The sequence below is a fragment of the Paenibacillus sp. GCM10027629 genome (assembly GCF_042676425.1).
GTDB classification, from domain to species: domain Bacteria; phylum Bacillota; class Bacilli; order Paenibacillales; family Paenibacillaceae; genus Paenibacillus_K; species Paenibacillus_K terrigena.
In genome coordinates this window covers 134,195-158,460 of record NZ_JBHTGZ010000009.1, presented here as the reverse complement: position 1 = coordinate 158,460, position 24,266 = coordinate 134,195, and the positions used below count along the sequence as shown (strand labels likewise).

Here is a 24,266-nt window from a genome sequence, read left to right as displayed (position 1 = left end):
ATGGCTCAAGTCAATACGACTTTCGGTTCGTGATCATAAGGTAGTAACTTGATGAAACCCATTCATTTTGCAAGTTTTAAAATAACTTTATTCACGGTCGTCTTGGATATGCGTCCGACAACCTCCCATTTCTCGGACGATTTGCCCTCTCCATACGGGACAACGACGGGCAAGGTGCTGACATGATGATCATCCATTTTCCGAGCAACATCCAATAAATGATCCTCTGGGGTCACCGTAACGATATTCGGCATCCGTGTCATGACGACGCCAACAGGCAGTGTTGCCGCACTCGGATTGCCGATCGTCACCTTGAGCAGATCCTTACTGGAGATAACACCGAGCAGCACCCCATCTTCGTCCGTCACGATGAGTACGCCGGTATTGCCCAAGAACAGCGCAACAGCCGCATCGCTTACCGTGGCGGTCTCACGCACGATAATCGGCGGCATCTGCACATCTCTCACCAGGACATCTGGCGAGACTAGGTTTTCTTGACGATTCTGCTTGCCGAGGAAATATCCGACCTTCGGCTTCGCATCCAAATGACCGAGCATGACGAGAATCGATAAATCCGAACGAATGGTTGGCCGACTGACGCCAAGCTGTTCAGCAATCTGTTCCCCGGTAATCGGAGCATGATCTTGTACAAGTTGTAGAATTTCATATTGCCGCGACGATAGCTGTATGACCCTTCACTCCTTAATTCTTACTGAAATCGGTTCATCTTACAATTATCCTCATCATATCGTATCTGCACCTATTCGTCCATGTCCTTAGCCGCTATAAGGATCGGAGGAATCTTCCCTCACGACGCCTGATTCAGCAGAACATTGACCGCTTCTACACTGACTATAATAAACAGACGGTTTCTCCGTCTCCACCATATCAATAATGCTGTTACAACGCGAGCAGAGCACAACGCCCCATCTTAACTCATTCATCGCTTCATTCATGTTGTTTCATCCCCTCTTCATTATGAAATAAGTCCGGTATATATGATGTAACAATCTTAAGGAATCAGAACGTATAGTTCATCTGCTACTGAAAAGTGTATGTGGCTTACATTGTACTTATTACGCTCTTTTTATGTGGATAGATAATAGTTGTTGCAAAAATAGGATGTACATCATATGATTTATTGTGTCATAATAAATAGAGAATGTAAAGCCTAATATTACATCATAAATAGAGATGGAGGCCCTATAATGCAAAGACTATTATCACTGGAAATGGTGCGAGTAACGGAAGCGGCAGCCATCGCGGCTGCGCAATGGACCGGTAGAGGCATGAAAAATGAAGCAGACGATGCGGCGACAACAGCCATGCGGAGCATGTTCAAAAATGTGCCAATTCACGGGAAAGTCGTCATCGGCGAAGGCGAGATGGATGAAGCGCCGATGCTATATATTGGAGAGGAAGTCGGTAATGGCGAAGGCGAAGCGATCGACATCGCAGTGGATCCCGTTGAAGGTACCGAGCTCGTTGCGAAAGGCTTGAACGGGGCACTTGCGGTCATGGCGATCGCCGAACGCGGTCAGCTCCTTCATGCGCCGGATATGTATATGGAGAAGCTGGCCTGCGGTCCTGCGCTTGCCGGCTTATTGAGCCTTGATGATCCGCTCGAACTGACGCTTCAGAAAGCCGCTTTTGGCCTCGGCAAGAAACGTTCGGAGCTGACCGTCTCTATTCTGGACCGTGAGCGTCATGCGAAGCACTTTCGAATTCTACGCGACGCGGGCGTTCGTATTCGATTGCTCAATGCAGGCGATGTCGCAGGTGCAATGGCACCTTCTTTTCCAGAGTCTGGGGTCGATCTCTATATCGGATCTGGCGGTGCGCCGGAAGGCGTACTGGCAGCAGCAGCCCTGACTTGCCTTCGCGGGGAAATCCAAGGCAGATTGATGCCGATGAACGAAGAAGAACTAAATCGCTGCTACGCGATGAATATTATGAATCCACACGAAATGCTGACGATGGAACGAATGGTAGGTAAAGGCGATGTCATCTTCGCGGCAACAGGAATCACGCAAGGTGATTTCGTCGGTGGTGTGAAGTTCCTCGCAGGCGATCAAGCCGAGACACATTCCATTGTGATGCGTGCCGAGACGCGTACGATTCGATACTTACGCTCCATTCACTACATGCCGAGCAAGCCTCAACTAGACGCCTATTTAGGGCAAGTGATTTAAACTTTTTGACTACTTAGGTAAATACTTAAATTTTGTTATGCATTCTCTTATATTTTTGATATAATGAGGACTCCTGATGAATTGAATACCCCCAGGGGTGCTGGAATGGCCGGCTGAGATTGTGTCCCATATGACACTGACCCTTATACCTGATCTGGATAATGCCAGCGTAGGAACGAAGCTTATTTTCTGTGATATTCGCTTATGCTAACGCCTCCGGTTGGGGGCGTTTTTTTATTTGTCAGTCGAACTACAGAAAATGAAAAAAGGGGAGAACTGTCACCATGAAAAAATCATTATGGCTCATCTGTCTCACACTATTCATCGTCATCGCAGGATGCGGCGGCAAAACAGAAGAACCAACCAAAACAACAGAACAGAGCGGTGAGGCAGCTCAGCAGCAGGAAGCACCGAAAGAACTAACGAAGGTCAAAGTCGTGCTCGACTGGACGCCGAACACGAATCATACCGGGCTATATGTCGCGAGAGATAAAGGATTTTTTAAAGAACAAGGCTTGGATGTCGAAATCGTTCAACCAGGTGAAGGCGGCGCAGATATGATGGTCGCAGCGGGAAACGCCGAATTCGGGGTTAGCTACCAGGAAAATATTACACTCGGACGTACGCAGAACGTGCCGATCGTCTCGCTAGCGGCGATCATTCAGCACAACACTTCAGGATTCGCATCCCCTGTAGACAAGAACATTAAGTCGCCAAAAGATTTTGAAGGCAAAACCTACGGTGGCTGGGGATCTCCGAATGAAGAAGCCATGCTGCAGTCCTTAATGGAGACCGAGAAAGCGGATGTGAAGAAGGTCAACAATGTGAGTATCGGCAGCGCGGATTATTTCACAGCGACGAAGAGCAACATCGACTTTGCATGGATCTATTATGCGTGGACGGGTGTTGAAGCCGAACTGCGCAAAGAGCCGATGAACATGATTTATTTGAAGGACTACAGCTCGAAATTGGATTACTATACACCGGTTCTTGCCACAAGCGAGAAGATGATTGCCGAAAAGCCTGACCTCGTACGCGCCTTCGTGAAGGGTGCAGCAGAAGGATATGAATTTGCGATACAGAAACCGGATGAAGCAGCAGATATTCTCATTAAGGCAGAGCCAGATTTGAACGCCGATCTTGTAAAAGCAAGCCAGAAATGGCTCAGCCCGCGTTATCAAGACGATGCAGCGGCTTGGGGCGTACAGAAGCGTGACGTGTGGGTCAACTATGCGGATTGGATGACAGAACACAAATTGCTGACAGGCACATTTGATCCGGACAAAGCGTTTACGAATGATTTTTTACCGAAACAATAAAAAAATAGCGTGTTCAAAAAGTTGGCATTTCAGTACCGAGAAGGTTGCGTGAATCTGAAGAAGGAGGAACGGAGTTTAGGCAAAACCTAAATGAGTACCGGACTTCGAAGGTGAATGCAAGATTCGATGTCGAATATGCTTCCTGAACTACTTCGTGATCAAATGATTACTTTTTGAACAACCTCTAAAAAGAGAGTGAGGAATGGGACATGGCAAATGCACTACTGAGTATTCAAATTATCCCGAAAACATTAAACTACGAGGATGTCATCCCTTATGTGGATCGCGCTATTGCAGTCATCAATAATTCCGGCGTGAAATACCGCGTCGCACCGCTTGAGACGACGATGGAAGGCGAGCTCAGCGAACTGCTCGATATTGTGAAAGTCATGAACCAAGCGATGATCGACGATGGTTGTCCAGCCGTGATCTCGCAGGTCAAAATTTTCTATAATCCAACTCATGGCGCTTCTATGGATAAGTTAACGGAAAAATACGATTAAGTGAGAGTTCAAAAAGTCGGCTTTTTGAACATCCTCGATTAAGGATGTTGTAGAAGATGATGAAAAAACGTTGGTTCCAAGTAGGATGGCCGCCTGTGGCCGTCCTCTTCTCTTTTCTTGTGATCTGGCAGCTCGCGGTGACTTGGGGACATATTGAAGAATTCCTGCTCCCGAGTCCGCTAAGAATCTTGGAAGTATTCACCCAAGCGGATGTGCGCGCGCGGCTATGGATGCATGCGGCATCGACCATACGCATCACCCTGCTCGGATTGGGCAGCGGCATCGGGCTTGGAATCGTGCTGGCTGTGCTGCTGCATGTCATTCCGTTTCTCAGATCAGGGATTTACCCCCTGCTTATCTTAACGCAAAATGTTCCGATCGTCGCAACCGGCCCCCTGCTCATTATCTGGCTGGGATACGGGATTGCACCAAAGGTAATACTGATTATGCTTGTCTGCTTCTTCCCTGTTGTCGTCTCGACCTTAACGGGACTCTCGCAGCCGGATCCGCAATACTTGAATTATATGCAAATGATCGGCGCGACGAAACGGCAAATGCTATGGAAGCTAGAACTGCCAAATGCGCTCCCTTATCTTTTCTCAGGAATGAAGCTCGCAGCTTCGTATAGTGTCATTACCGCTGTCGCGGCGGAATGGCTCGGGGCCAAGGAAGGGCTCGGCACGTATATCAAATTATCGGCGAATGGCTTCATGACGGCGCAAGTATTCGCAACGATCGTCGTCATCGTTGCCGTGAGCTTAGGATTATTCGGCATCTTCGCATTGCTCGCGAAGTGGGCGGTTCGCTGGAATATCAAGAATGGAGGTCGGTGATGGTGATGAACACGACAGCATTGGATAGAACGCAAGAAAGCCCTAAGCTTGAAGTGTCTCAAATCGATAAATCGTTCGAGCGAGATCGGCAGCGGCATACCGTGTTGAAGAACTTGACCCTCACCGTGCATTCGGGCGAATTCGTCTCGATTATTGGCCCTTCCGGCAGCGGCAAGAGCACTCTGCTCCAGCTCATTGGCGGACTGCTTGAGCCGGACAGCGGCGAGATTCGGATGGACGGCCGCAATGTTACCGGCAGCAAAGGCCTCATCAGCTACATGCCGCAGCAGCCTGCGCTGTTCCCGTGGTACACGCTGGAACAGAATGTACTCATGGCGCTCGATATTGCAGAATCGAACGCCAAGGGGCGCGGCGGCGGTGCGGGGGGCACCCGCTCTGCCGCTTCGCGTGAAGAGCGGCGCGAGCTCGCCCGGACGTGGCTCGCGCGCGCAGGACTTGGAGGATACGAGCACCAGTATCCTCAGGTGCTCTCCGGCGGCATGCAGCAGCGCGCCTCCTTCGTGCGCGCGATGCTGAGCCCGCAGGAGCTGATCTGCCTCGATGAGCCGTTCGGCGCACTGGACGCGCTCACCCGCCTGCAGATGCAGCAATGGCTGCTCAGCATCTGGGAGGAGCATCGCCGCTCTGTGCTGCTCGTCACGCACAGCATTGAAGAAGCGATCTTCTTATCCGATCGCATCTATGTATTGTCCGCTGCGCCGGCACAGACGATCGCGGAGTTCCAAGTGCCCTTCGAACGCCCGCGAGACGAAGCGATCATCAATTGCGAACCCTTCATCCGCATGAAGCGGGATATCTATCAATTATTGCAGACGGGAAGTGGTCAGCATGCACGATAATTCGATTCGAGCGATCGATGCGCATATTCATCTCGATCAATATACACCGGAGGCTCAGCAGAAGCTGTTGTCCGAAGCGGCTGCAGCAGGTGTGGGGCAAGTTGTGGCTGTCTCCATGCGATATGACTCCTGCCAAGCAACGCATGCATTAGCGAAGGCATACCCGGATCAAGTCATTCCAGCCTATGGGTTCCACCCTGAGCAGTCGCTCCCTTCGGCAGAAGATGAGGCGCTGCTCTTCCAATGGATTCGGGCGCATACGGACGAGCGATTCGCCATCGGCGAAGTCGGCCTGCCTTACTACAACCGTCAAGAAGCGGAAGCATCGGGACAACCATTTGCGCTGGAAGGTTATATTGCACTTCTTGATCGATTCGTGGAATTGGCGCGCGAACTGGACCGTCCGATCGTACTGCATGCCGTCTATGAAGATGCGGACATCGCTTGCGATTTGCTAGAGAAGCATCGCGTGACACGTGCGCATTTCCATTGGTTCAAGGGAGCTCCGCATACGGTAGAGCGAATGATTCGAAACGGTTACTTCATCTCAATTACACCGGATGTGCTCTACGAATCCGAAATTCAAGATTTAGTGCGCGCCTATCCCATCGAACAACTGATGGTCGAGACCGATGGTCCTTGGCCGTTCGAAGGTCTCTTTGAGGGACAGCAGACACACCCGAAGATGGTGCTTGATGTAATCAAGGCGATTGCGGACTTGAAGTCGATATCTACCGCAGAAGCCGCATCGATTTTGTATAATAACACCGTGACGTTGTATACTTAGAGGATTACATACCGAGGTGATCTTACATGAGCATAAACCCTAAACAAATTGCAGCAGAAAAAGCTGTCGAGTCCATTGAGGACGGCATGATTGTTGGTCTAGGTACTGGCTCCACAGCGTACTGGGCTATTCAAAAAATCGGCGAGCGTGTGCGCGATGGACTGAACATTCAAGCTGTCGCCAGCTCAACGATTTCCGAAGATTTAGCGAACGAGCTGGGCATCCCTGTTATCCCTTTTGCCGATGTGGAGACGATCGACCTAACTATTGATGGGGCCGATGAGGTGGATGCGAACCTGCAGTTGACCAAAGGCGGCGGCGGTGCGCTGCTCCGCGAGAAGCTGCTCGCCGCGAACAGCCGACGCTTCATCGTCATCGTGGATGAGTCCAAGGTTGTCGACACGCTTGGCGCCTTCCCGCTCCCTGTCGAGATCGTACCCTTCGCGCATGAATTAACCGTTCGCAAGCTGCAATCCCTAGGCTGCGAGCTTACGATCCGCCAGAAGGACGGAGAGAATTTCATCACGGACAACGGCAACCTGATTACAGATTGCCGATTCGGTTCCATCACGGATCCTTTAACACTCCACACCCAATTAAATCTCATTCCAGGTGTCGTCGAGAACGGATTGTTCGTCGGCTTGACGAGCCAGTTGATCGTGGGTCATTCGGATGGCCGTCTAACCATTCGCTAGAAAGCACATCGAAATGGCGTCTTTGATTACCAAAGGCGCCCTTCTTATGTCTTCAGGCATGCAGGAAATCAATCCCCTTGATTGGGCATTTGATCCGTTGACCGAGGCTATCGTGGAAATTAGCATCATAGAGCCCCAAAATATCGCTGTTTCGATATCTATGATGGATTTTCGCAGCAACTTTAGGACGGATGAGTGGCTTGAAGTTCAATTTGGCCTACTATCCTGCATGAATCCAACATAGAGTCAAAATGAGGGCGAAAAGAGAATTATCCCTGCAATAATCCAACATAGCTTCCATAGCATAGAGAAATAGAAAAAAACATGGCACCACGCATAGGTGATACCATGTTACACCAAACAATTTAGGATGCTGATTCATCTGACTCTCAGGGATCTCCATTGATAAGAGCCAGCGAAACGCCTCGGCGTTACCAGTACCCTTTAATCCCTTTCTCCATCCGCACGAGCGCCTCGAGATAATAATAGTCGCCCCAGATCATATAATCATCCGGGCCGCGATTGCCCCGGACATGATAGGAACCATGCTGAATTAATCCTTCCGCTCCAGGCAGATCCTTGGTCGAATAATTCGCGACAAGCGATCGCATCATGTTACCGAGCGCCGTCTGGAACAATTCACGGTCTGGATCATTCGGCTCCATCCATTCGAGCAGCTCCAGAATGCCGCACGCCGTTATCGCCGATGCTGAGCTGTCGCGCGGGGTACCTGCTTCCACCTGTACATCGAAATCCCAATATGCCACATGATCTTCCGGCAGATGCGCGATGAAGTATTTTGCCAATCGCTTGGAAGCATCAAGATACACCGGATCTTTCGTATATCGATAACTGAGTGCGAAGCCGTACACGCCCCAAGACTGGCCGCGCGTCCAAGTCGATCCGTCTTGATACCCTTGATGCGTACCGCCGCGAAGCGCATTACCGTTCTCTTGGTCGAAATAGAACGTATGATACGACGAGCCATCCCCCCGCACAAGGAATCGAAGACTCTTATTCGCATGCTTTACAGCGATCTCGTAATAGCGACGATCCTCCGTCTGTTCATACGCCCAATAGAGCAGAGGTAGGTTCAGCAAGCAATCGATAATGATGCGCCCGCCGTTCTCTGGATCTCCCTCCTGTCCCCAAGCTTGAATCGCACCGAAATTCGGACGATAACGCGCTACAAGCTTATCAGCCGCCTGCAATGCAAGCTCCTTCGCCTGTGGGTTACCGGTAATCTGCCACTCTGCCACGGCTGACAACGAATACAAGAATCCGATATCATGATGATCCAGCCCGTGGTGACGAACGAGTCGATCCTCAAAATTGCTTAACAAATCCGAAGCCGATTTCTTGAAAAACGCATCCCCGCTATATTCATAAGCAAGCCACATCAGGCCTGTATAGAATCCTTCGATCCAATCGCCATTTCCACCCCAATTATACCGTTGATTCTCTGTAATATGGGGAAATAACCCCGGATGCTGCTCAATATTTTGCCGAATTGTCTTCATCGCTGCTTCAATCGCCGTTTGCCACATTTTCTCATCACCCCATCGCGTTGGTATGTACCTTTTATTTGATAACAATGACTTCTTCTTGCCCCTGTTTCCGTCTCAGCAAGACCACTTCGCCGAAGACTTGTGTCCCATCAACCACGTACGAATCGATATGATAACCCGGCACCTTATGGCAGATCAGGAGAATATGCTCCTCACCCGCAAACACCGAATGTTCTCCAAACGTCAGTCGAACTGCTTCGGCTTCTCGCTCCGCGACAATATGACCTAAATAGTTATAGACATTGACCGCTTCAACCTGAGGCGCATCCAGTGAGCCTGCCGGCAGCGGGAACAGGATATGGACCATCGAAGTAAACCCAGTCGCGCGGCTCTGATACGTAACGGCTAGATTGTCCTCGACGACGTTGTATTCTCTTGAGATCACACTATCACGCACACTGCCTGTTACACGCTCCGGATGAACGGGAATAATGCGAAGATTCGCCTCATCAGGCGATACCGTGCAGCAGACCTTATTCGAATCATCAAAGACCACTTCGCCCGGCATGAAATGAAAATGCTGTTCGAACGTATGCTCTCCCTTGCAATCGAAGCTATCTGCGAGCACCCAATACCCCGGCTTCACGAACACAATTCGGCGCAATGGGTAGACTGGGTCTGCCAGATAGCGATAACCAGTATGACTGCCTTCTACATAATCGAATGTCGGCTCCGTGATCCATTGTGTGCCTACAGGCTCCGCGATTCTTCCATACGACCAAGAACTGTGGTATTCTGAGAAATCCATGCCATCCACTGTCGTCGTGTTATGCGAATCGCATTGCTTCAAGAGTCGCCGCAACGCCGTATGATCCCCGTAATTATAACGCCCTGCATCGGTCAATAAATCTCTGCCATAGGCGTGAATATCCAAATGGAGCATATCCGCGTGGCCGTGACCGCCACCCATAAATCCGCAGTGGAAGTAACCATACATATCCTGCTCTTCCCAGCCCGAACGCATCACATAGTTCCCGGTATTCCGAAAAGCCACCGAGGTCACATCAGGAGCAGCCGTTCCTAATTGATCATAGTTCAGAACGCCCTCCCAGCCGAAAGTCCATACATTCTCGAAATCAAGCCGCGCGAACCCGCCATATTTTAACTTCTCGTCTTCAAAATACAACGCCCCTGCCGTGATAAAATCTCGCAGATCATTATCGTCGCTATCGCCTTGGAGCGGCTGATGATGATTCGGCTTCGCGATATAGAGATCCGCATAGGCCATCTTCTTTACTGTCGCTTCGATCTCCGAATCCGGCGTCAGTCCGTTATTTCGGGAGAGAAGGCAATAATCGAGGTAACAATGCAGCACTTCATTATGATACATCGGCGATTGCTCCCAATGCAGACCATCCTTCAGCACTTGCAGCCTCGTAGTCTCCTTCAGACGTTTCTCGCTGATCTCCTGCCAGACCCCAGCTGACTTCCACTCCCTCATAAAAAGCGACACTTCGAACAACCCGTGGTTCTCGAGCACACTCCAATTACTAATCCGTTTCGCCCCTTCGCAAGGCGTGGCTACGATATACTCCGCATGTTCGTACAGAGAAGTTAACATCTTGGCGAGCAATGCTGGTGTAAAATGCGGACTCCGCTTCACATAAGAGAACGCCTTGATCCAATTCTCGCAGCGCAGGCCGGCCTCAATCGACCGCCAAGTGAGACCCGGCGGCGCTCCCTTCACAGGGACAGGGTTACGATCAATCCAATCCTCTAATTGCTGGCAGAACGTCTTCGCATAGGTCTCATCCCCCGTCAAGACATACGCTTGGCCAAGCGCAATCCAATACCGATGCCGGTTCAGCATATAGGTCCATTCCGGATCCTCCGCCGGAATATGATTCCAATCGATCGCCCCATCGAAGGTAACCGGGATGTTCGTCCGTTCCATATCCCACGGGAATTGAAAGACGAACGTATTCGCAGCCACCTCGTCGGCTGTCTTCCGAATAAGCTGCAGTTCGTGTGGACACTGCTCTAGCATGTATTGCTTTAGCTGCGCCAGATCGGACTCTTCCCAATACAGCTTCGGCTCGATGCGGTCGAGATAATGGCCATGCAGCGCCGCATAGGCGGCTGCTTCGTCTCCCGCTGCCAAGGATGCTCGAACCATCTCAAGCCCTTCGACTTCCACTTGCATTCGATTCAGATGAACCGTTTCCCCTGCACTCATCTTGTCGCCTCTTTCCTGAACTGCACGACGCTATAGGCCGCTGCTCATTTTAGATTTGTACTCCCCTGGTGTCATCTCAATGTATTTCTTGAACACTTTGGTAAAATAAGTTCGGTCCGAATATCCCAGCTTGAGCGAGATCATTTCGATCGTCTCATCCGGATATTCCAGCATTCGCATGGCTGCTTTCATCTTAAAACGATGGACATAATCCGTGAAATTCTCATCGGTCAGACGTTTGAAATATCTGGAGAAATAGCTCGGATTCAAATATAAATACTGTGCTACATCCACGGAGGTCACGTTCTCGGATAGATGGGCCAGCAAATATTGATCAATCTCTTGCAGCTTCATATCTTTGGATCTGGAGCTGGTCTGTGTTCTTATATTCCCGAGCAGCGTATACAGCTTCATAGCCATTAGCATCTTCGTATCCTCGACATGCATGGTGGTATCCAGACAAACATAATAGCGTTCATCAATGGTTGACTTCGACGATTGCATCTCGATCAATCGCATGGTGCGAGAGCAATCCTGAATCAATTCAATCGGATCAAGCTGCTCTGCTCTTGCTTTCTGGAACAGCTTATCTAGGGAGGCAATCGTCTGCTCCGTCTGCTGTGCTTGAACCGTGCGGATCAATTCATTCCGCTCTTGCTGTAGTAGAATCTTCGAATCGCCGTACTTCGGCTTCAGCTTCGCGGCTTCCCGCGTCATGATCGGCTCATCCACATAATACGCATAATACTTCTCTTTCTGCATCTGACGAAGCGCCCCGCCTAGTTGCTCGATCTCCAGCTTGTTCGTGAACAACACAAAGCGCAGCTTTACCTTCAAATATTGCTCGCAATTCTCCTCCAGCATCTGCAAATAGCGATGTAGGTATTGCTGTGCATTAAACGCCAGACTTTGCCGATAATTGAGGACAATCGCCCATTCGCCTTGATCAGCAAAAACCGTGATGCCATCATAGGTCCTGGATAACTCCTGCGCGATATTATAGATCCCGTAACGAAGCGTCGAGATGTCATGATACGAATATTTCTGCAATGTCCCCGCCAAGGAAATCGTACCTGATGCGATCATGAACATCGGATATTCCCAGCGAATCTCTAGTTGCTTCGCATATTCCAGGAGCAAATGTGCTGGGTTTCCTGCAAGCAGCCGCTGATAGAACGATTGCTTGAACAAGTCAATATTGCGTTCGAACTGCTCCCGATAGGAGATTTGCTCCGACATCGTAACAGTTGACTGGATGGATTGAATCGAATTCATGAGGCTCTTCTCGAGCTGCATGGCCGTGAGCTCATCTTTAATCAAATAGTCGTCCGCATTCATCGCAAGCGCCTTCTTCGCATAATGGAAGTCTTCATGGCAAGTCAGGAAAATAATGCGGACACTTGGCTTGATTTTCTTGAATTCGGCGCTTAATTGCAGACCGTCCATTTGAGGCATACCGATATCCGTAATGACGATATCCGGCAGCAGTTCCTTGAACATCTGCAGCGCCTTCACACTCGAGTAAGCGCTTCCGATTATGGAGAGCGACAGCTGCTCCCAATCCATCATCTGCTGAAGAACCTTTAACATCGGTACATCATCGTCAATGAGCATGATTTTGAACATATAGCCATTCCCCCCGAACGATTTATGATGGATCTATCGTGCTTATAGGCAATTGCATAATGACAATGACCCCGCTAGGTGTGTTCGGAATCAATCGGATCGAAGCATTCGGCCCATAGGTTAATCGTATACGTTCTCTTACGTTCACTAGTCCTAAACCGCTGCTCGATATGGGCTGCGCCAGACTTCCTTCTTCCAGCATGTGGTGTATGGCATCATATCGATCCTGTCCCATGCCGTTCCCATTATCCCGGATCTGGATCTCTACCATCCCGTCCTGCTGTCGTGCGTTGACTTCAATATGTGCCTGCACATCACTGTCCCACGAACCGTGTAGAATGGCATTCTCTACAAGCGGCTGCAGCAGCAATTTGGGCATTTCAAAAGAACTGAGCGCCATTGGAATATCCACGGATATGGATAAAGGAATTTCACGTCGCATCGTCATAATATCGACATAGGCCGATAATAAATCACCTTCGCTTTGCAAGGTTGAAGGCTGATCAATCTTCATATATGCCCGGAGTAACCGCATTAATGAACTGATTTTCTGACTATGGAATGGGTCATCAACCAGCATGAGATTACATTTAATAGAATTCAGGGTATTGAGCAGAAAATGCGGACGAATCTGAGCGAATAGCGCTTGCAGCTCGAGTCTCCGCTTCTGTTCTTGTTCTTGTTCAATATCTGCGATGAGCTGCTTGATCTGCTCCAGCATCTGATTCAGCGTAAGACCGAGTAGTGCGATCTCATCTTTGCCTTCTGCCGGAAATTGTATCGCATGATTGCCTTCTCCAAATTGCCGCGCAACCCGCTGCAGCTTGCGAATCGGCAGATACAGCTTCTTCGCGACGATCACCGAGACGATGAGGAACACCACCGAGAATGCGAGAATTGCCATAATCATCGTATAGAAGGTTCCAGTGATCTGTCCGACTAGCTCCTCTTTCGGCATATCGTAAACCAGCTTCCAACCGACCTTTTCAATGATGACTTCACTGCGAATTTCAGAGCTTCTCGGCTTCAGGGTATAAGGTATATCGGCCTTGCCCGCAATTAATTTCCCTTCGGTATCATACAGCGATATGCCGCCAATGCGAGCGCTTTCGAACAATTTATTGAAGTAACGTTCAGAAATTCCAATATACAAGGTTCCTAGCTGTGCTCCATCCCGAATGTCGTACAGCGCACGTGCCATGTAATAATAGTTGTCCCCTACTGTACCTGTAGGCGGTGTTGCAAGACCGATCCATTGCACTTTATTAATAAGCGATTTATTGACGCGGGTCCGCAGCTGATCACTCCACTGCGCTTGTAATTCGCCTAGTCCCGTACCAAGATCTAATAGATTCGTCGATGGGATAATGAACCCGACATTATTCACATAGAACATGCGAAAGCTCGTATTGAACGACTTATTCTTGTTCGTTAAGACCTCGAATAAATCGCTGATTTCCGTGTAATTCTGATATTCTTGATAATTGCTGATTCGCTTGGTCGATCCGAAGCCTCGCATATCTTTTCTAGCATTCGAATCTTGGAGGAAAAAGTCCGTCGTGAACGTCAAGTCCTCGACCATCTTCGATATATCCTTGGCAATAATATTCGTGACTGCTTGATTCGATAATTGAATCTTCTCCGTCATCGTCTTCTCAATTACGGTATACGTTAGATAAGATACGACGATAATCGGCAGGAGAATAAAGATAACAAAGGAAACTTGAATGCGTTGGTAGTAGGTTAGTCGGAACATCGCAGTCCCCCTTCTCGGGGATATTATGGCATATTTTTTCTATTATTTCCACGAAAAATATAAACATAGAAAGGGCAAATCATGTGGAAAAAGGGCGGCTCGATGCGCCCCTTCTCCCTTGTACCAGAACTATACAGTACGATCTATTACTTCGTGTTATCTTTAATAATTTTATTCGCTTGCTCCATCATCGTCTTCATCGCATCTTCAGCCGTAGTGTTGTCCAGAATGAATTGACTGAAGCCGTCTTCGAGGACCTTCTTAAGCTGAGAACCGTAGGCTACGGCCACTTCGGAAGCGCCTGGCGATTTGATTTTCGGGTCGAACAGGGCATTGAATAAGGATTCTTTATCGAACAACTCTGGATGTGCTGCAATCGTACCTTCAATAATTTTCTTATCATCGGCCTTCTTCCATCCGGACAATTCCTTCTTCGCATCCGATGTATTCGTCGTTACGAAACGAATGAATTTGTAAGCTGCATCTTTATATTTCGAGTTCTCACTAATCGAGATGTACTGACCACCGATGCTTGTGAGTCCTTCTTCGGCATCCTTAGATGAACGCGGAACCGGCGCAAATGCCGTCTTGAACTTGTGCGGATATTGTTCGATGTTCGCCGTATCTGCGACCATCCATGTACCCGTTGTCAGCATCGCCGCTTTCTCATTGAAGAATTCCGTGCGGTAAGCTAGCTTCGCACCGATGACGTCTGCATAAGGCTTCACGGATTTGTCATCCTTCTCCATCGTACGGCGAAGTTCGAAGAAGTATTTCATGGACGGATCATCGAATTGTGGTGTTAGATCTTCTTTTTGGAACGGATTTTTGCGTTCATTGAACAAGATCGGATTCGCATAATCGCCCCAGCCATGGAAGTACGTACCATACACCTTGTCGTTGCCTTCGCCCTTCGTCAACTTCTTCGCATATTCCCGAAAGTCATCCCATGTCCAACCCATTGTCGGAACGGGTAACCCGGCAGCGTCGAGCATATCTTTATTCAGCATAATGAACCACAAACCACGTTGATTCATCGCTGCATAGCTCTTGCCTTGGTATTTCGGATTGACATAATACTCTTCATCCGGGTTTATGTTATCTTTCGCATAGAAATCATCCAGCGATGCAAGAACCCCTTGCGATGCACGAGCCATCGTCTCTTCAAGGTTCGGAAATAACATCAAGTCCACTTGATCGCCGGAAGAGATCATAATGTCGAGCTTCTTCATCGTCTCGGTCGAGTTCCCCGGTACAAGCGGAATCGATTCAACCTTGATGTTCGGGTTCTCCGCTTCGAACTGCTGAATCAAGGAAGATGTCGTAGCACCCATCGTCTCGTTATCCCAGTTATAATACTTCAATGTCACTTGCTCATCGGATTTTGCCGGTTCTGTCTGTGTCTCTGTCTTCGGTGTATCGGTTTGAGGTGCAGATTCATTCGATGCTGTACTGCCGCAACCCGTGAACATCGCTACAGCCAATAATAGACTTCCAAGTTTGAGCCAAGATCTCTTCTTCAAGGAAATACCCCCTCTATTCGAATGCATATCTCATTTATAAGTCCGATTATACGCAGGATGCTGCTGCATCGTTGTGTACAATTTTGTTTAATCTGTGCAGATTTTTTACTATACGTTATATGTCCAAAACTTCGTCTTTTCAGCACCGAGAAGGTTGCGAGAACCCGAAGAAGGAGGAACGGAGTTTAGGCAAAACCTAAATGAGTACCGGACTTCGAGGGTGAACGCAAGATTCGATGTCGAATTAACTTCTTGAGGCACTTCGTGATCAAAAGACGACTAGCCCTTTACTCCGCCTAGTGCAATCCCTTTAATGACCTGCTTCTGTAGGATAATGAACACAATCAGCAGCGGTAAAATCGCCGACAGCGACGCCATCATGATGACTGCGAAATTGTCTGCATAATCATCCTTGAACATCTGCATCCCGAGTGTAATCGGGAATAGATTCTTGTTCACGAGGAAAATGAGCGGGTTCTGGTAATCATTCCAGGACCAGATGAATTTAATAATCCCGACCGTTGCGAGAATCGGCTTACAGAGTGGCAGCATAATTCGCCAGTAAGTCATGAAATACCCTGCGCCGTCAATCTTCGCAGCTTCCAAATAATCATTATGAACGCCTAGCATGAATTGTCGCAACAGAAATGTGAAATAGATCGAGAACATCCCCATGATAATAAGTCCGGCGTGGGTGTTGAACAGATGGAACCAACGCATAAGCAGAAATCTCGGCACGAGCGTCGCTTGCTCCGGGATGATCATGAACATCATCAGCATGCCGAATGCTAAGTTCCGCCCACGGAACCGCAGCTTCGTGAAAGCATACGCCGCCATCGATGAGAAAAAGATCGTCACGATCGTCATGATACTTGCCAGCTTGATAGAGTTTAGGTAGAACATATAGAATGGAACGCGGCCGGACCACACTTCCTTGAAATTTCCTTCATAGTTCCACACCTTCGGTATCCAGCGAATCGGGAACTCCATCACATCCTTCTCCAGCTTCCCGGCCGATGAGGTCATCCACACGAGGGGGATTAAGAAAATAATTGAGAAGATTGCTAGAACAATAGTGATCGTCCATTTGGACCAGTCGATTTTACGGAGTCGCATCGTTTCCCTCCTCTACGGTGGTTAGATTTCTTTTTTATTTTGGAATTTCCATGTAATCAAGGTCACGAGACCAACAATCGCGAACAACAGCCACGATAGAGCAGATGCGTAACCCATTTTGTAATTTCGGAAGCCTTCCTCGAAAATACGGTATACGAGCACCGTGGAAGAGTCGTTGGGTCCGCCTGCCGTCAAGAACGCGACTAAGTCGAACACTTTGAAGGAACCGATCAACAGGGTAATAAATAGGAACGAAGTCGTCGGTGTCAACAGCGGCATCGTAATCTTGAAGAACTGCTGCGTCGATGAAGCGCCATCAATACTTGCCGCCTCGTACACATCATCCGGAATGTTCGTCAGTCCAGCCAAGTAGATAATGATCTGGTACCCAATGCCCGCCCAAATCGCAATAATAATGATCGATGGGAGCGAATACGTGGTGTCTGCAAGCCATTTCGGCGGATCGCTGATCCCAAGACGAATCAAGAACTGATTGATCGGCCCTTGTGATGGATGATAGAGTGCGCTCCAGACTGCCCCAACGGCAATAATGGAAGAAATATAGGGAATGAAGAAAGCGACTTTGAAGTAGCTCTGAAAAAATACGCGCGTATGAATTACAACGGCCAGCAGAAGCGATAATGCCATCCCGATCGGAACGGTAAATACGGTGTATATCAAGTTGTTCTTCAGCGACAGGAGGACCTTCTTGTCCTCAAACATGGCGACGAAATTATCGAGTCCAATGAACTTGATCGATGCCAGTCCCCCGACAAGATTCCAATCACAGAAGCTTAAGTAGAGCGAGAAACCAACCGGGAACACGTATAGAAACAACATGCCGAGGAACTCCGGTGCGAGAAACAACCAGCCCGCCAGCGCTTCTTTGCGTTCATTATTCCAGAATGATTGCTCGCCAGCCCGCGTCAGACGTGCTGCTCCTTTACTACTCTCATTCATTTCTTCACCTCATTTAGAATTCAATTATCCGATACTCCTACTGTAGTGAAATCTGGCCTACGCTGTAGTAGATGATTCTGACAAGGTTGTGCAATATTTTGACTTTTCTATTTCGAATGCGGAACAATGACATACAGTTGTCAGTATTAGAAATCTATAATAGCTATAGGAACAGCAAATAGGATGTTACGAAGCGAAGAGTGATCGTTTTCGGACAGTTATCTGAAACGTCAAGTCTATTAGGAAAGGGAAGAAACTATGAAAAACGCATATGTCTATGTGCTCGATACACTAGCAGACTGGGAACTCGGCTATGTCATTGCAGAGCTGAACTCAGGCCAATATTTTAAACATCAGGGGGAGAGAATTCCGGTCAAGACCGTGGGAGCAACAAAAGATCCGGTGACTACCAAGGGCGGGATGACCATTATTCCCGATATGACGGTCGACAGTATCATGCCGGAGACATCAGCAATTTTGTTGCTGCCCGGAGCTGACTCATGGAAAGATCCGAAGAACGTACTGGTCATCGAAAAGACCAAGCAGCTGCTGGACAGTGGTTGTCTCGTCGCTGCAATCTGCGGGGCGACCGCCGCGCTTGCAGAAGCTGGAATTCTGGATCAGCGCCCACACACGAGTAACAGCCCTGAATATTTATCCATGTTCTGTCCAAATTACAAAGGGGCCTTCTATTATAAAGAGGAGAAAATCGTGGATGACGGCCAACTCATCACGACCGGATCAGCAGGCGGACTGCATTTGGCGCGTCAGGTCATGGAGCGTTTAGACGTCATGTCCAAGGAGGCGTTGAGCGCATGGTACGAATACTACCGTACAGGCGATGCCAATCACTTTTACGCGTTAATGGATGCTCTCTCGCCTCAACATTAAATAAAGTTGTCAGTCGAAAACTATATTTTCGATGCATAAATATATAAATGAATGCACTTATGCGTGAATATTTTAATTGACCGTCTTCACAGAAAGGCGGTTTCATTATGCCTAAAAATTGTAACATTGACTCCGAACTAATTTGAAGAACAGTAACATATAAATACTAACCATTTGAGTCAGTTTGAGGCGAATTTATAGGAGTTTGTATTAAATTGATATTGGTGGTGTCGGGTGACAAGAACCTGTTCACATTCCCGAAATTGACAAGAACATATACTTATTCCCCATGAAGGAGCATGATAAATAGCAAAACAGATTAAACCGCCACTACGCTAACGGGCAGGATAGTTCAAAAGTTTTGCGAATACCGTACATATGGAATTATTTGTGAAGTTCGTGAATAAGACGTTAGATGAAACATTAGTGGACTTTAATGTAACACAAATCTGGATATTTCTTCGGAGGTATAATGAAGAAAAGATTATTTGTTCTTACAGTTATTATGCTCGTGATAGTAGGTAGTATTATTGGTTATATTAACTCCAAGAATGGAACAATAAAAATATTAATAGAAAATGTTGAGAGATGTAATCTTAAATGGGGAGGATTGAGTAACGAACAGGTAAATCCCGTTTTCACAATATGTAAGTCATAACTTACACATATCCTGTGTTATAGGAATATCAACGCCAAACTCTCAATTTATGAAGCTTGGCGTTTTACATTCCTATAGTACTTTGAAAATCAATAATTCCTATAAACTAAAGTCTTTCGTCGGTATAAAAATGAAATGAAGCTTCAATTATTTAGAAGTAGGCAGCCATAGTGATGCTCGTATAGTTGAAGTACTCTACTAACTAGACTTTAATCCTTCAAAATAGCTTTGAAGCGATTCCAAATATCCATATAAACGCTGATTCATAGAGCTAAGCACACCAAGTTCCCCGCGATATGACGGTCCTTGAGTCACAGGAGACAGCTTGTCTACATAATGTTGGATACAAGCTTCTACCTGACAAGATGCTATCAGACTCAACGCTTCCTGAATACGAGCAACCTGTTTAGCCTCTTCTTCAGCATCTAGAGCAGCATGACTTGTCTCATATCCTAGGCAAGCACTTCTCAAATTCTCGATCTGTTCAAACTGTTCAGACAAATGATGAAGTTCCAAGGCCAGCTTCAGCATCTGATTCAACTGCTGCAATCGAGATCCGCGTTCAAGCGGCTGGTTCGATAATTGCTGCTGTAGGGCGTTTACTTTCGTGTAGCATTCATCAGTAAGGCGTCCCCACAAGGAATGGAAACCGTAAAACTCCATTGATTGAACACCTTTAAACCAATAATCGCTGTCCACCGCGATAACTTGCTGAAGAACTTCTGCAGGGAGATTGGCACACTCTCTTCCCCATATTTCGTTGTAATGTTGAAGAGGTGTATACGTTTGGCTCCACAATCGTTTGTCCATGTAGCTGAATTGATCTTGAATCTCTTTGATGCGCCAATGAATCGCAATAACACCATCCGCCCCCAACAGCTTAGCTTGATGAATCTGCTGATCAAGGGAGTGCAATCGCGGCTGCGGATGCCATAACTGATGGTCGCCTTCAAACCACGGAATGATCCAATATTTGCGATCCTTCAGCTCCAGCAGCTCCTTCGGACCATCTATCTCGCCAAGATTAGGGGCTAAGCAGGAGAAGATTATATTCTCATCCAGCACACCACTTAGACCTCTTAGCATTTGTGGAAATTGCATATCTCCGCCCCAGCCAGAAACCACAGTCTTCACTTGCGGCATATAACGAGTAAGCAGTGCATGCGCTTGCTCGAACATCGCTAACGACCAGCAGCCATCCATTCGACGATCGTAACGTTCCAAGTATGAAAACTGCTGTTCATGCTTATTGCAGTATTCTTCAAACAGAGTATCGGGACGTGGAATATGATGATCCATTATGGCATGCTCATGCTGCCACAGCACCACATAATCCAGATCCGAATACTGTACCGCAATATACTTAATCGTATTGCCCAATATCTCTTGCGAGGCTGGATGAAACGGATCCAACACTAGATTAGACAGTCTCGCCTCAGCCGGAATAAGCGAATGGATCTCAGGGGGAACAATACCTGGCTCAAAGCCTAATCCGACCTTTATTCCTCGTTCATGCGCATAGTTCAGCAGCCTCCTGAACATATCAGCCGCCTTCGTATAATGCTGCTCCTTGTTTTGAGCGGTCAGGGTAAGATCACTACCAAATACCTCATCTGGGAAATAAGGCTTCGCTTCCGCGCTGAATGCTAAAGTTGATCTCGGTACATTCCCCCAACGAGCTGTCGCAGATGTATCAAACTGCGCCTCAGGAGTAACTCCCATCCACTCGATCTTCAGAAGCGGCTCCACATAAGGCCAATAACGTTCAAGCCCCCCTGTATAGACGTGGAACATGACGAAGTTGCAACGCAGCTTCGCTAACTGCTCTACATACTGGAAATAGTCCTGCTCATTCCAACCAGAAGGGCCGCACAAGAAATTGTGCCACGGCAGTGTGCCGCGAATCGCGAAAGAACAGCTTGCCTGATGCAGCATATTCTTGATTGGCACAGAAGCCGGCTGTTCGAACACATCCCCTTCCATCGTGTAGCGAACACCGAGAAACTGTTCGGCAAAGGAATATACAGCATACAGCATAGCAGCTGAATCCGTTGCCTTCATCGTAATGCGAATCGGCTCAGCTTCAGCTTCAATATGCCAGCTGTAACTTTGACTGAACGACTCTCCTTGCTGCTCCGTAACGAGAGTATATTGAGCTTCCGCCCAGCCCGTCATTTTGCATCGATTGACATACTTCTGTAATTCATCAGTTGCGAGCCTTGCCGTTTGATCATTCAAGCAAGCATCGACCTTAATCATAAACAATCACTCATTTCATATAGAGAATGGAATACTGGTTAGCAAGTTTTCTCTGCTAATGAAACGCTTTCAGCTTATACTTAAAACCAGCGGTATACTATAATCTTAATTGATAAAAAGCTAAAGGCTTCAATCTGAACGTTTCTTGTCGTCTTACAACCTATAAAGACTCCAATTAACGCTGATTAGGCATCCTTTGAGCAAGCATTCACTGCGATATTGTGCTGGAGAGATCCCGTATTTTTTCTTGAACAAAAGTTAAGTGTAACCTCAGAAATATCCAGGTCTCCTAGTTCTCTTAGTAGCATCTTGAGCTGCAAGTCATAGGCTTTCAATGTACGTCCCGCGATTCACACGGACTTTAGAAATTTTGTGTCAAAAATAAGCTATTATGACTTGGCCATACTTTGATAACGTTCATGCTGTCATGGATGATTTCAAATGGACCAGGGAAAGGATTGTACTCATCCCATAACTTGCCTAAATAATCCTTTCTTATAAAACACCGTTTGTCTTACATTGATTTCGACTAACTCCTCATTTGGATTTGCGCTGCCGAAATTCGCCCAGATCGTCGTATTCAACTCATCGACACTTGCAAACCAGTACAGCGTGCTGCCCTCGTTTTGGAGGACATCATCTAACATGGCTGCTTTGTCTAGCCCATCCTCATTCAAATACACCGATCCTGTATGGTGATCCCGTTCATTAGGATGAAACTAATCCCCTTTGATGAGATCACTGTATGGATTGAATGCTCCGAAAAAGGTGTTTGGAATCGTTGTCTTCCATACATTCTCGTGTACGTTTTCCCAATCCTTCACGATTTCGGAGCCTTTTATTTCAACTCGCTCACCCGCTGCTGCTGTCATTTCCCGTCATCGATACATGAAATTCTCTTCTTTGATGAATTGACAAACATCTTCACTCCTAAAGTACTGATGAAATTAATGCTTACTTTTATTATAAGAGTCTAGCTCAGCTCTACAATGTCTACAATTGACATGATTTTATCCGTGATTGATTTCATTGTACTCTTGAATAAGAGATTATACTAACTCTACTATGCCCACGATTTACACATTTTTATCTGTGATTGACATGATGAAGATAATAGAATGTGGCAATTCCATGATGGTTATGAAGTAGTAGAAGAAGATGGACGAATTATAACTTTGAAAGAAGTAACTGAAATGGATTCGAGCATTATGGAATTACATGATTAGCCCGAAGGATGGTTTGCTTTTAGAGAGACAGAGAATAGCTATTGGATTAGGGCAGGAAAGAATAACACCTTATTCACGCTTCGGGATATTGAGGATTAAGCTAACGGGACACGATAGCTCAATCGAAACACGAACGCAGTTGGTCAGTACGATCAGCTGTCTTTTCAAATCTAACGGTATAATGAACAGCGAAAAAGAAAAACCCTCGACTTCTTACAGTCGAGGGCTGGCATGCTAACAGAGGATATGTAATCTAGTCTTTCCTAGCATCGATTCTTTTTTCTTCGTTGATTGGGACAATTACTTTGCCTTTATTGTTTTCCTTCGATCGGTCGAATTGCCCTAGTTCGGTTTCCTTTCCCAATTTATCAATCGTCCCATAGTACGTGTAATCGGACATTACGCTATCCATGAAATAGACGGCTTCTCCTAGTTCGGCTGGTTTGTTCCCTTTCTCGCGGTGCTCTATACCCGATTGAGATTCATCCCCTTGCCATTTTACTTCAGCTAGTCCATCCGCATTAATTTCTACATAATTAACTAGCCCTTTATATTGTTCATAATAACGAAGAGTTTCTCCCTTAGGAAACGTATACTTGATTGAAAATCCTTCTCCTTGTGGTTGAAGAGCATCCTTCCCGTATATGACAGGAAGGCGAATGGCAATCTTACGTGCCTCCGTCAAGTCTCCGCTCATCAATGTTTTGAATCGTTCTTGCTCCGTTGGGGTACGAACGACGACTTTATTGCCTACTTTGTCATAACGAACGCTTCCTCCCAAGTTTTCAGACAAGAAACGCAACGGCACAAAGGTACGACCATTCTTAAAGGTTACTTGCGCATCAAGCTTTACTTTTTTCCCGTTCATAATCGCTTCCTGCGCTCCGCTAACTAATCGAATGCTCACGTTGTTGACCTTGTTCGTTATGTTGACCGTCTTCGAATTGGCATCATAGGAATAACTAAGCTGAGCCGGATCATCGAAGGCACGCAATGGCACAAGTGTACGCCCCTGCAACAATAGCACATCTTCCTGTTGCTTCCCATTCATATAAACGTTTAATGATTTTGCCGGGGCGGCAGCGAATATCGTTGTGGGCGCTACTACAAGAACTGAAAGTAGAAATGCGGAAATAATAAACGGATAACATTTTCTCAAAATAGTTCCTCCATTCGTATCCAATCTAATACATCCATAATAAACGAATCAAATTTTGAAATGTTGCACATTACAGAAAAACAGTTATTTTCTATTTTTAACCTGTGAGCATTTTTTGTCATAGAGAAGAATCAATTAGGATATTCATCAATACAGACA

The 24,266-nt window shown here is 47.1% G+C and carries 20 protein-coding genes, 1 pseudogene and 1 riboswitch; of the genes and pseudogenes, 9 read left to right on the top strand and 12 right to left on the bottom strand.

Annotated elements, in window-relative coordinates:
• Nucleotides 1-62: 62 nt before the first annotated feature.
• Nucleotides 63-662: a CBS domain-containing protein gene (locus tag ACFQZR_RS09935; RefSeq protein ID WP_379348790.1), complete on the bottom strand. Its 600-nt coding sequence runs from the start codon at nucleotides 660-662 to the stop codon at nucleotides 63-65.
• A 114-nt stretch (nucleotides 663-776) separates the two neighbouring features.
• On the bottom strand, nucleotides 777-956 hold the full coding sequence (locus ACFQZR_RS09930; protein WP_018759245.1) for a GapA-binding peptide SR1P: 180 nt from the start codon (nucleotides 954-956) through the stop codon (nucleotides 777-779).
• Nucleotides 957-1,208: 252 nt separating this feature from the next.
• On the opposite strand from ACFQZR_RS09930, the gene glpX reads away from it, so the two are divergent.
• The 8 genes from glpX (at nucleotide 1,209) to ACFQZR_RS09890 (ending at nucleotide 7,433) form a co-directional block, all read left to right on the top strand.
• A complete protein-coding gene (gene glpX, locus ACFQZR_RS09925; protein ID WP_379345329.1) occupies nucleotides 1,209-2,192 on the top strand; it encodes a class II fructose-bisphosphatase in 984 nt (327 codons plus the stop codon).
• 83 nt (nucleotides 2,193-2,275) lie between these two features.
• A riboswitch (TPP riboswitch) is annotated at nucleotides 2,276-2,385 on the top strand.
• A gap of 91 nt (nucleotides 2,386-2,476) precedes the next feature.
• Nucleotides 2,477-3,511 (top strand): ABC transporter substrate-binding protein, encoded by a 1,035-nt coding sequence (locus tag ACFQZR_RS09920; RefSeq protein ID WP_379345327.1) that lies wholly within the window; start codon nucleotides 2,477-2,479, stop codon nucleotides 3,509-3,511.
• A 209-nt stretch (nucleotides 3,512-3,720) separates the two neighbouring features.
• A complete protein-coding gene (locus ACFQZR_RS09915; protein ID WP_379345325.1) occupies nucleotides 3,721-4,014 on the top strand; it encodes a thiamine-binding protein in 294 nt (97 codons plus the stop codon).
• Between the two features lie 56 nt (nucleotides 4,015-4,070).
• The gene (locus tag ACFQZR_RS09910; RefSeq protein WP_379345317.1) at nucleotides 4,071-4,847 is read left to right on the top strand and encodes an ABC transporter permease; all 777 of its coding nucleotides are present in this window, start codon (nucleotides 4,071-4,073) and stop codon (nucleotides 4,845-4,847) included.
• Nucleotides 4,847-5,707 carry an ABC transporter ATP-binding protein gene (locus ACFQZR_RS09905; protein WP_379345315.1) on the top strand — a complete coding sequence of 287 codons (861 nt, stop codon included), beginning with the start codon at nucleotides 4,847-4,849 and terminating at the stop codon, nucleotides 5,705-5,707. Before ACFQZR_RS09910 ends, ACFQZR_RS09905 begins: the two co-directional genes overlap by 1 nt.
• A complete protein-coding gene (locus ACFQZR_RS09900; RefSeq protein ID WP_379345313.1) occupies nucleotides 5,697-6,494 on the top strand; it encodes a TatD family hydrolase in 798 nt (265 codons plus the stop codon). The genes ACFQZR_RS09905 and ACFQZR_RS09900 overlap by 11 nt, the downstream gene beginning before the upstream one ends.
• A 32-nt stretch (nucleotides 6,495-6,526) precedes the next feature.
• Nucleotides 6,527-7,189, top strand: a complete 663-nt coding sequence (rpiA, locus tag ACFQZR_RS09895) for a ribose-5-phosphate isomerase RpiA (RefSeq protein WP_379348788.1) — start codon at nucleotides 6,527-6,529, stop codon at nucleotides 7,187-7,189.
• A gap of 13 nt (nucleotides 7,190-7,202) precedes the next feature.
• The gene (locus ACFQZR_RS09890) at nucleotides 7,203-7,433 is read left to right on the top strand and encodes a hypothetical protein (RefSeq protein WP_379345311.1); all 231 of its coding nucleotides are present in this window, start codon (nucleotides 7,203-7,205) and stop codon (nucleotides 7,431-7,433) included.
• 187 nt (nucleotides 7,434-7,620) lie between these two features.
• Here the strand turns inward: ACFQZR_RS09890 and ACFQZR_RS09885 are convergent, their stop codons facing one another.
• From ACFQZR_RS09885 to ACFQZR_RS09855, 7 genes are all read right to left on the bottom strand, one after another.
• A complete protein-coding gene (locus ACFQZR_RS09885) occupies nucleotides 7,621-8,736 on the bottom strand; it encodes a glycoside hydrolase family 88 protein (protein ID WP_379345309.1) in 1,116 nt (371 codons plus the stop codon).
• 34 nt (nucleotides 8,737-8,770) lie between these two features.
• Nucleotides 8,771-10,933 carry an alginate lyase family protein gene (locus ACFQZR_RS09880; RefSeq protein WP_379345307.1) on the bottom strand — a complete coding sequence of 721 codons (2,163 nt, stop codon included), beginning with the start codon at nucleotides 10,931-10,933 and terminating at the stop codon, nucleotides 8,771-8,773.
• A gap of 30 nt (nucleotides 10,934-10,963) precedes the next feature.
• Nucleotides 10,964-12,559, bottom strand: coding sequence for a response regulator transcription factor (locus ACFQZR_RS09875; protein WP_379345305.1), 1,596 nt, complete (start codon nucleotides 12,557-12,559; stop codon nucleotides 10,964-10,966).
• Between the two features lie 22 nt (nucleotides 12,560-12,581).
• Nucleotides 12,582-14,315 carry a sensor histidine kinase gene (locus ACFQZR_RS09870; RefSeq protein ID WP_379345303.1) on the bottom strand — a complete coding sequence of 578 codons (1,734 nt, stop codon included), beginning with the start codon at nucleotides 14,313-14,315 and terminating at the stop codon, nucleotides 12,582-12,584.
• Between the two features lie 146 nt (nucleotides 14,316-14,461).
• Nucleotides 14,462-15,838, bottom strand: a complete 1,377-nt coding sequence (locus tag ACFQZR_RS09865) for an ABC transporter substrate-binding protein (RefSeq protein ID WP_379345301.1) — start codon at nucleotides 15,836-15,838, stop codon at nucleotides 14,462-14,464.
• A 279-nt stretch (nucleotides 15,839-16,117) separates the two neighbouring features.
• Nucleotides 16,118-16,954: a carbohydrate ABC transporter permease gene (locus tag ACFQZR_RS09860; RefSeq protein WP_018759231.1), complete on the bottom strand. Its 837-nt coding sequence runs from the start codon at nucleotides 16,952-16,954 to the stop codon at nucleotides 16,118-16,120.
• Between the two features lie 21 nt (nucleotides 16,955-16,975).
• Entirely contained in the window at nucleotides 16,976-17,914 is a 939-nt protein-coding gene (locus ACFQZR_RS09855; RefSeq protein WP_379345298.1) for a carbohydrate ABC transporter permease, read from the bottom strand.
• A 258-nt stretch (nucleotides 17,915-18,172) separates the two neighbouring features.
• Between ACFQZR_RS09855 and ACFQZR_RS09850 the strand changes: the two genes are divergently transcribed.
• On the top strand, nucleotides 18,173-18,805 hold the full coding sequence (locus ACFQZR_RS09850) for a DJ-1/PfpI family protein (protein WP_314591692.1): 633 nt from the start codon (nucleotides 18,173-18,175) through the stop codon (nucleotides 18,803-18,805).
• Nucleotides 18,806-19,661: 856 nt separating this feature from the next.
• Here ACFQZR_RS09850 and ACFQZR_RS09845 read toward each other — a convergent pair.
• From ACFQZR_RS09845 to ACFQZR_RS09835, 3 genes and pseudogenes are all read right to left on the bottom strand, one after another.
• A complete protein-coding gene (locus ACFQZR_RS09845; protein ID WP_379345295.1) occupies nucleotides 19,662-21,722 on the bottom strand; it encodes a hypothetical protein in 2,061 nt (686 codons plus the stop codon).
• 464 nt (nucleotides 21,723-22,186) lie between these two features.
• Nucleotides 22,187-22,594 (bottom strand): annotated as a pseudogene (locus tag ACFQZR_RS09840) (hypothetical protein).
• A 607-nt stretch (nucleotides 22,595-23,201) separates the two neighbouring features.
• Nucleotides 23,202-23,999 (bottom strand): copper amine oxidase N-terminal domain-containing protein, encoded by a 798-nt coding sequence (locus ACFQZR_RS09835; protein WP_379345293.1) that lies wholly within the window; start codon nucleotides 23,997-23,999, stop codon nucleotides 23,202-23,204.
• Nucleotides 24,000-24,266: the final 267 nt, after the last annotated feature.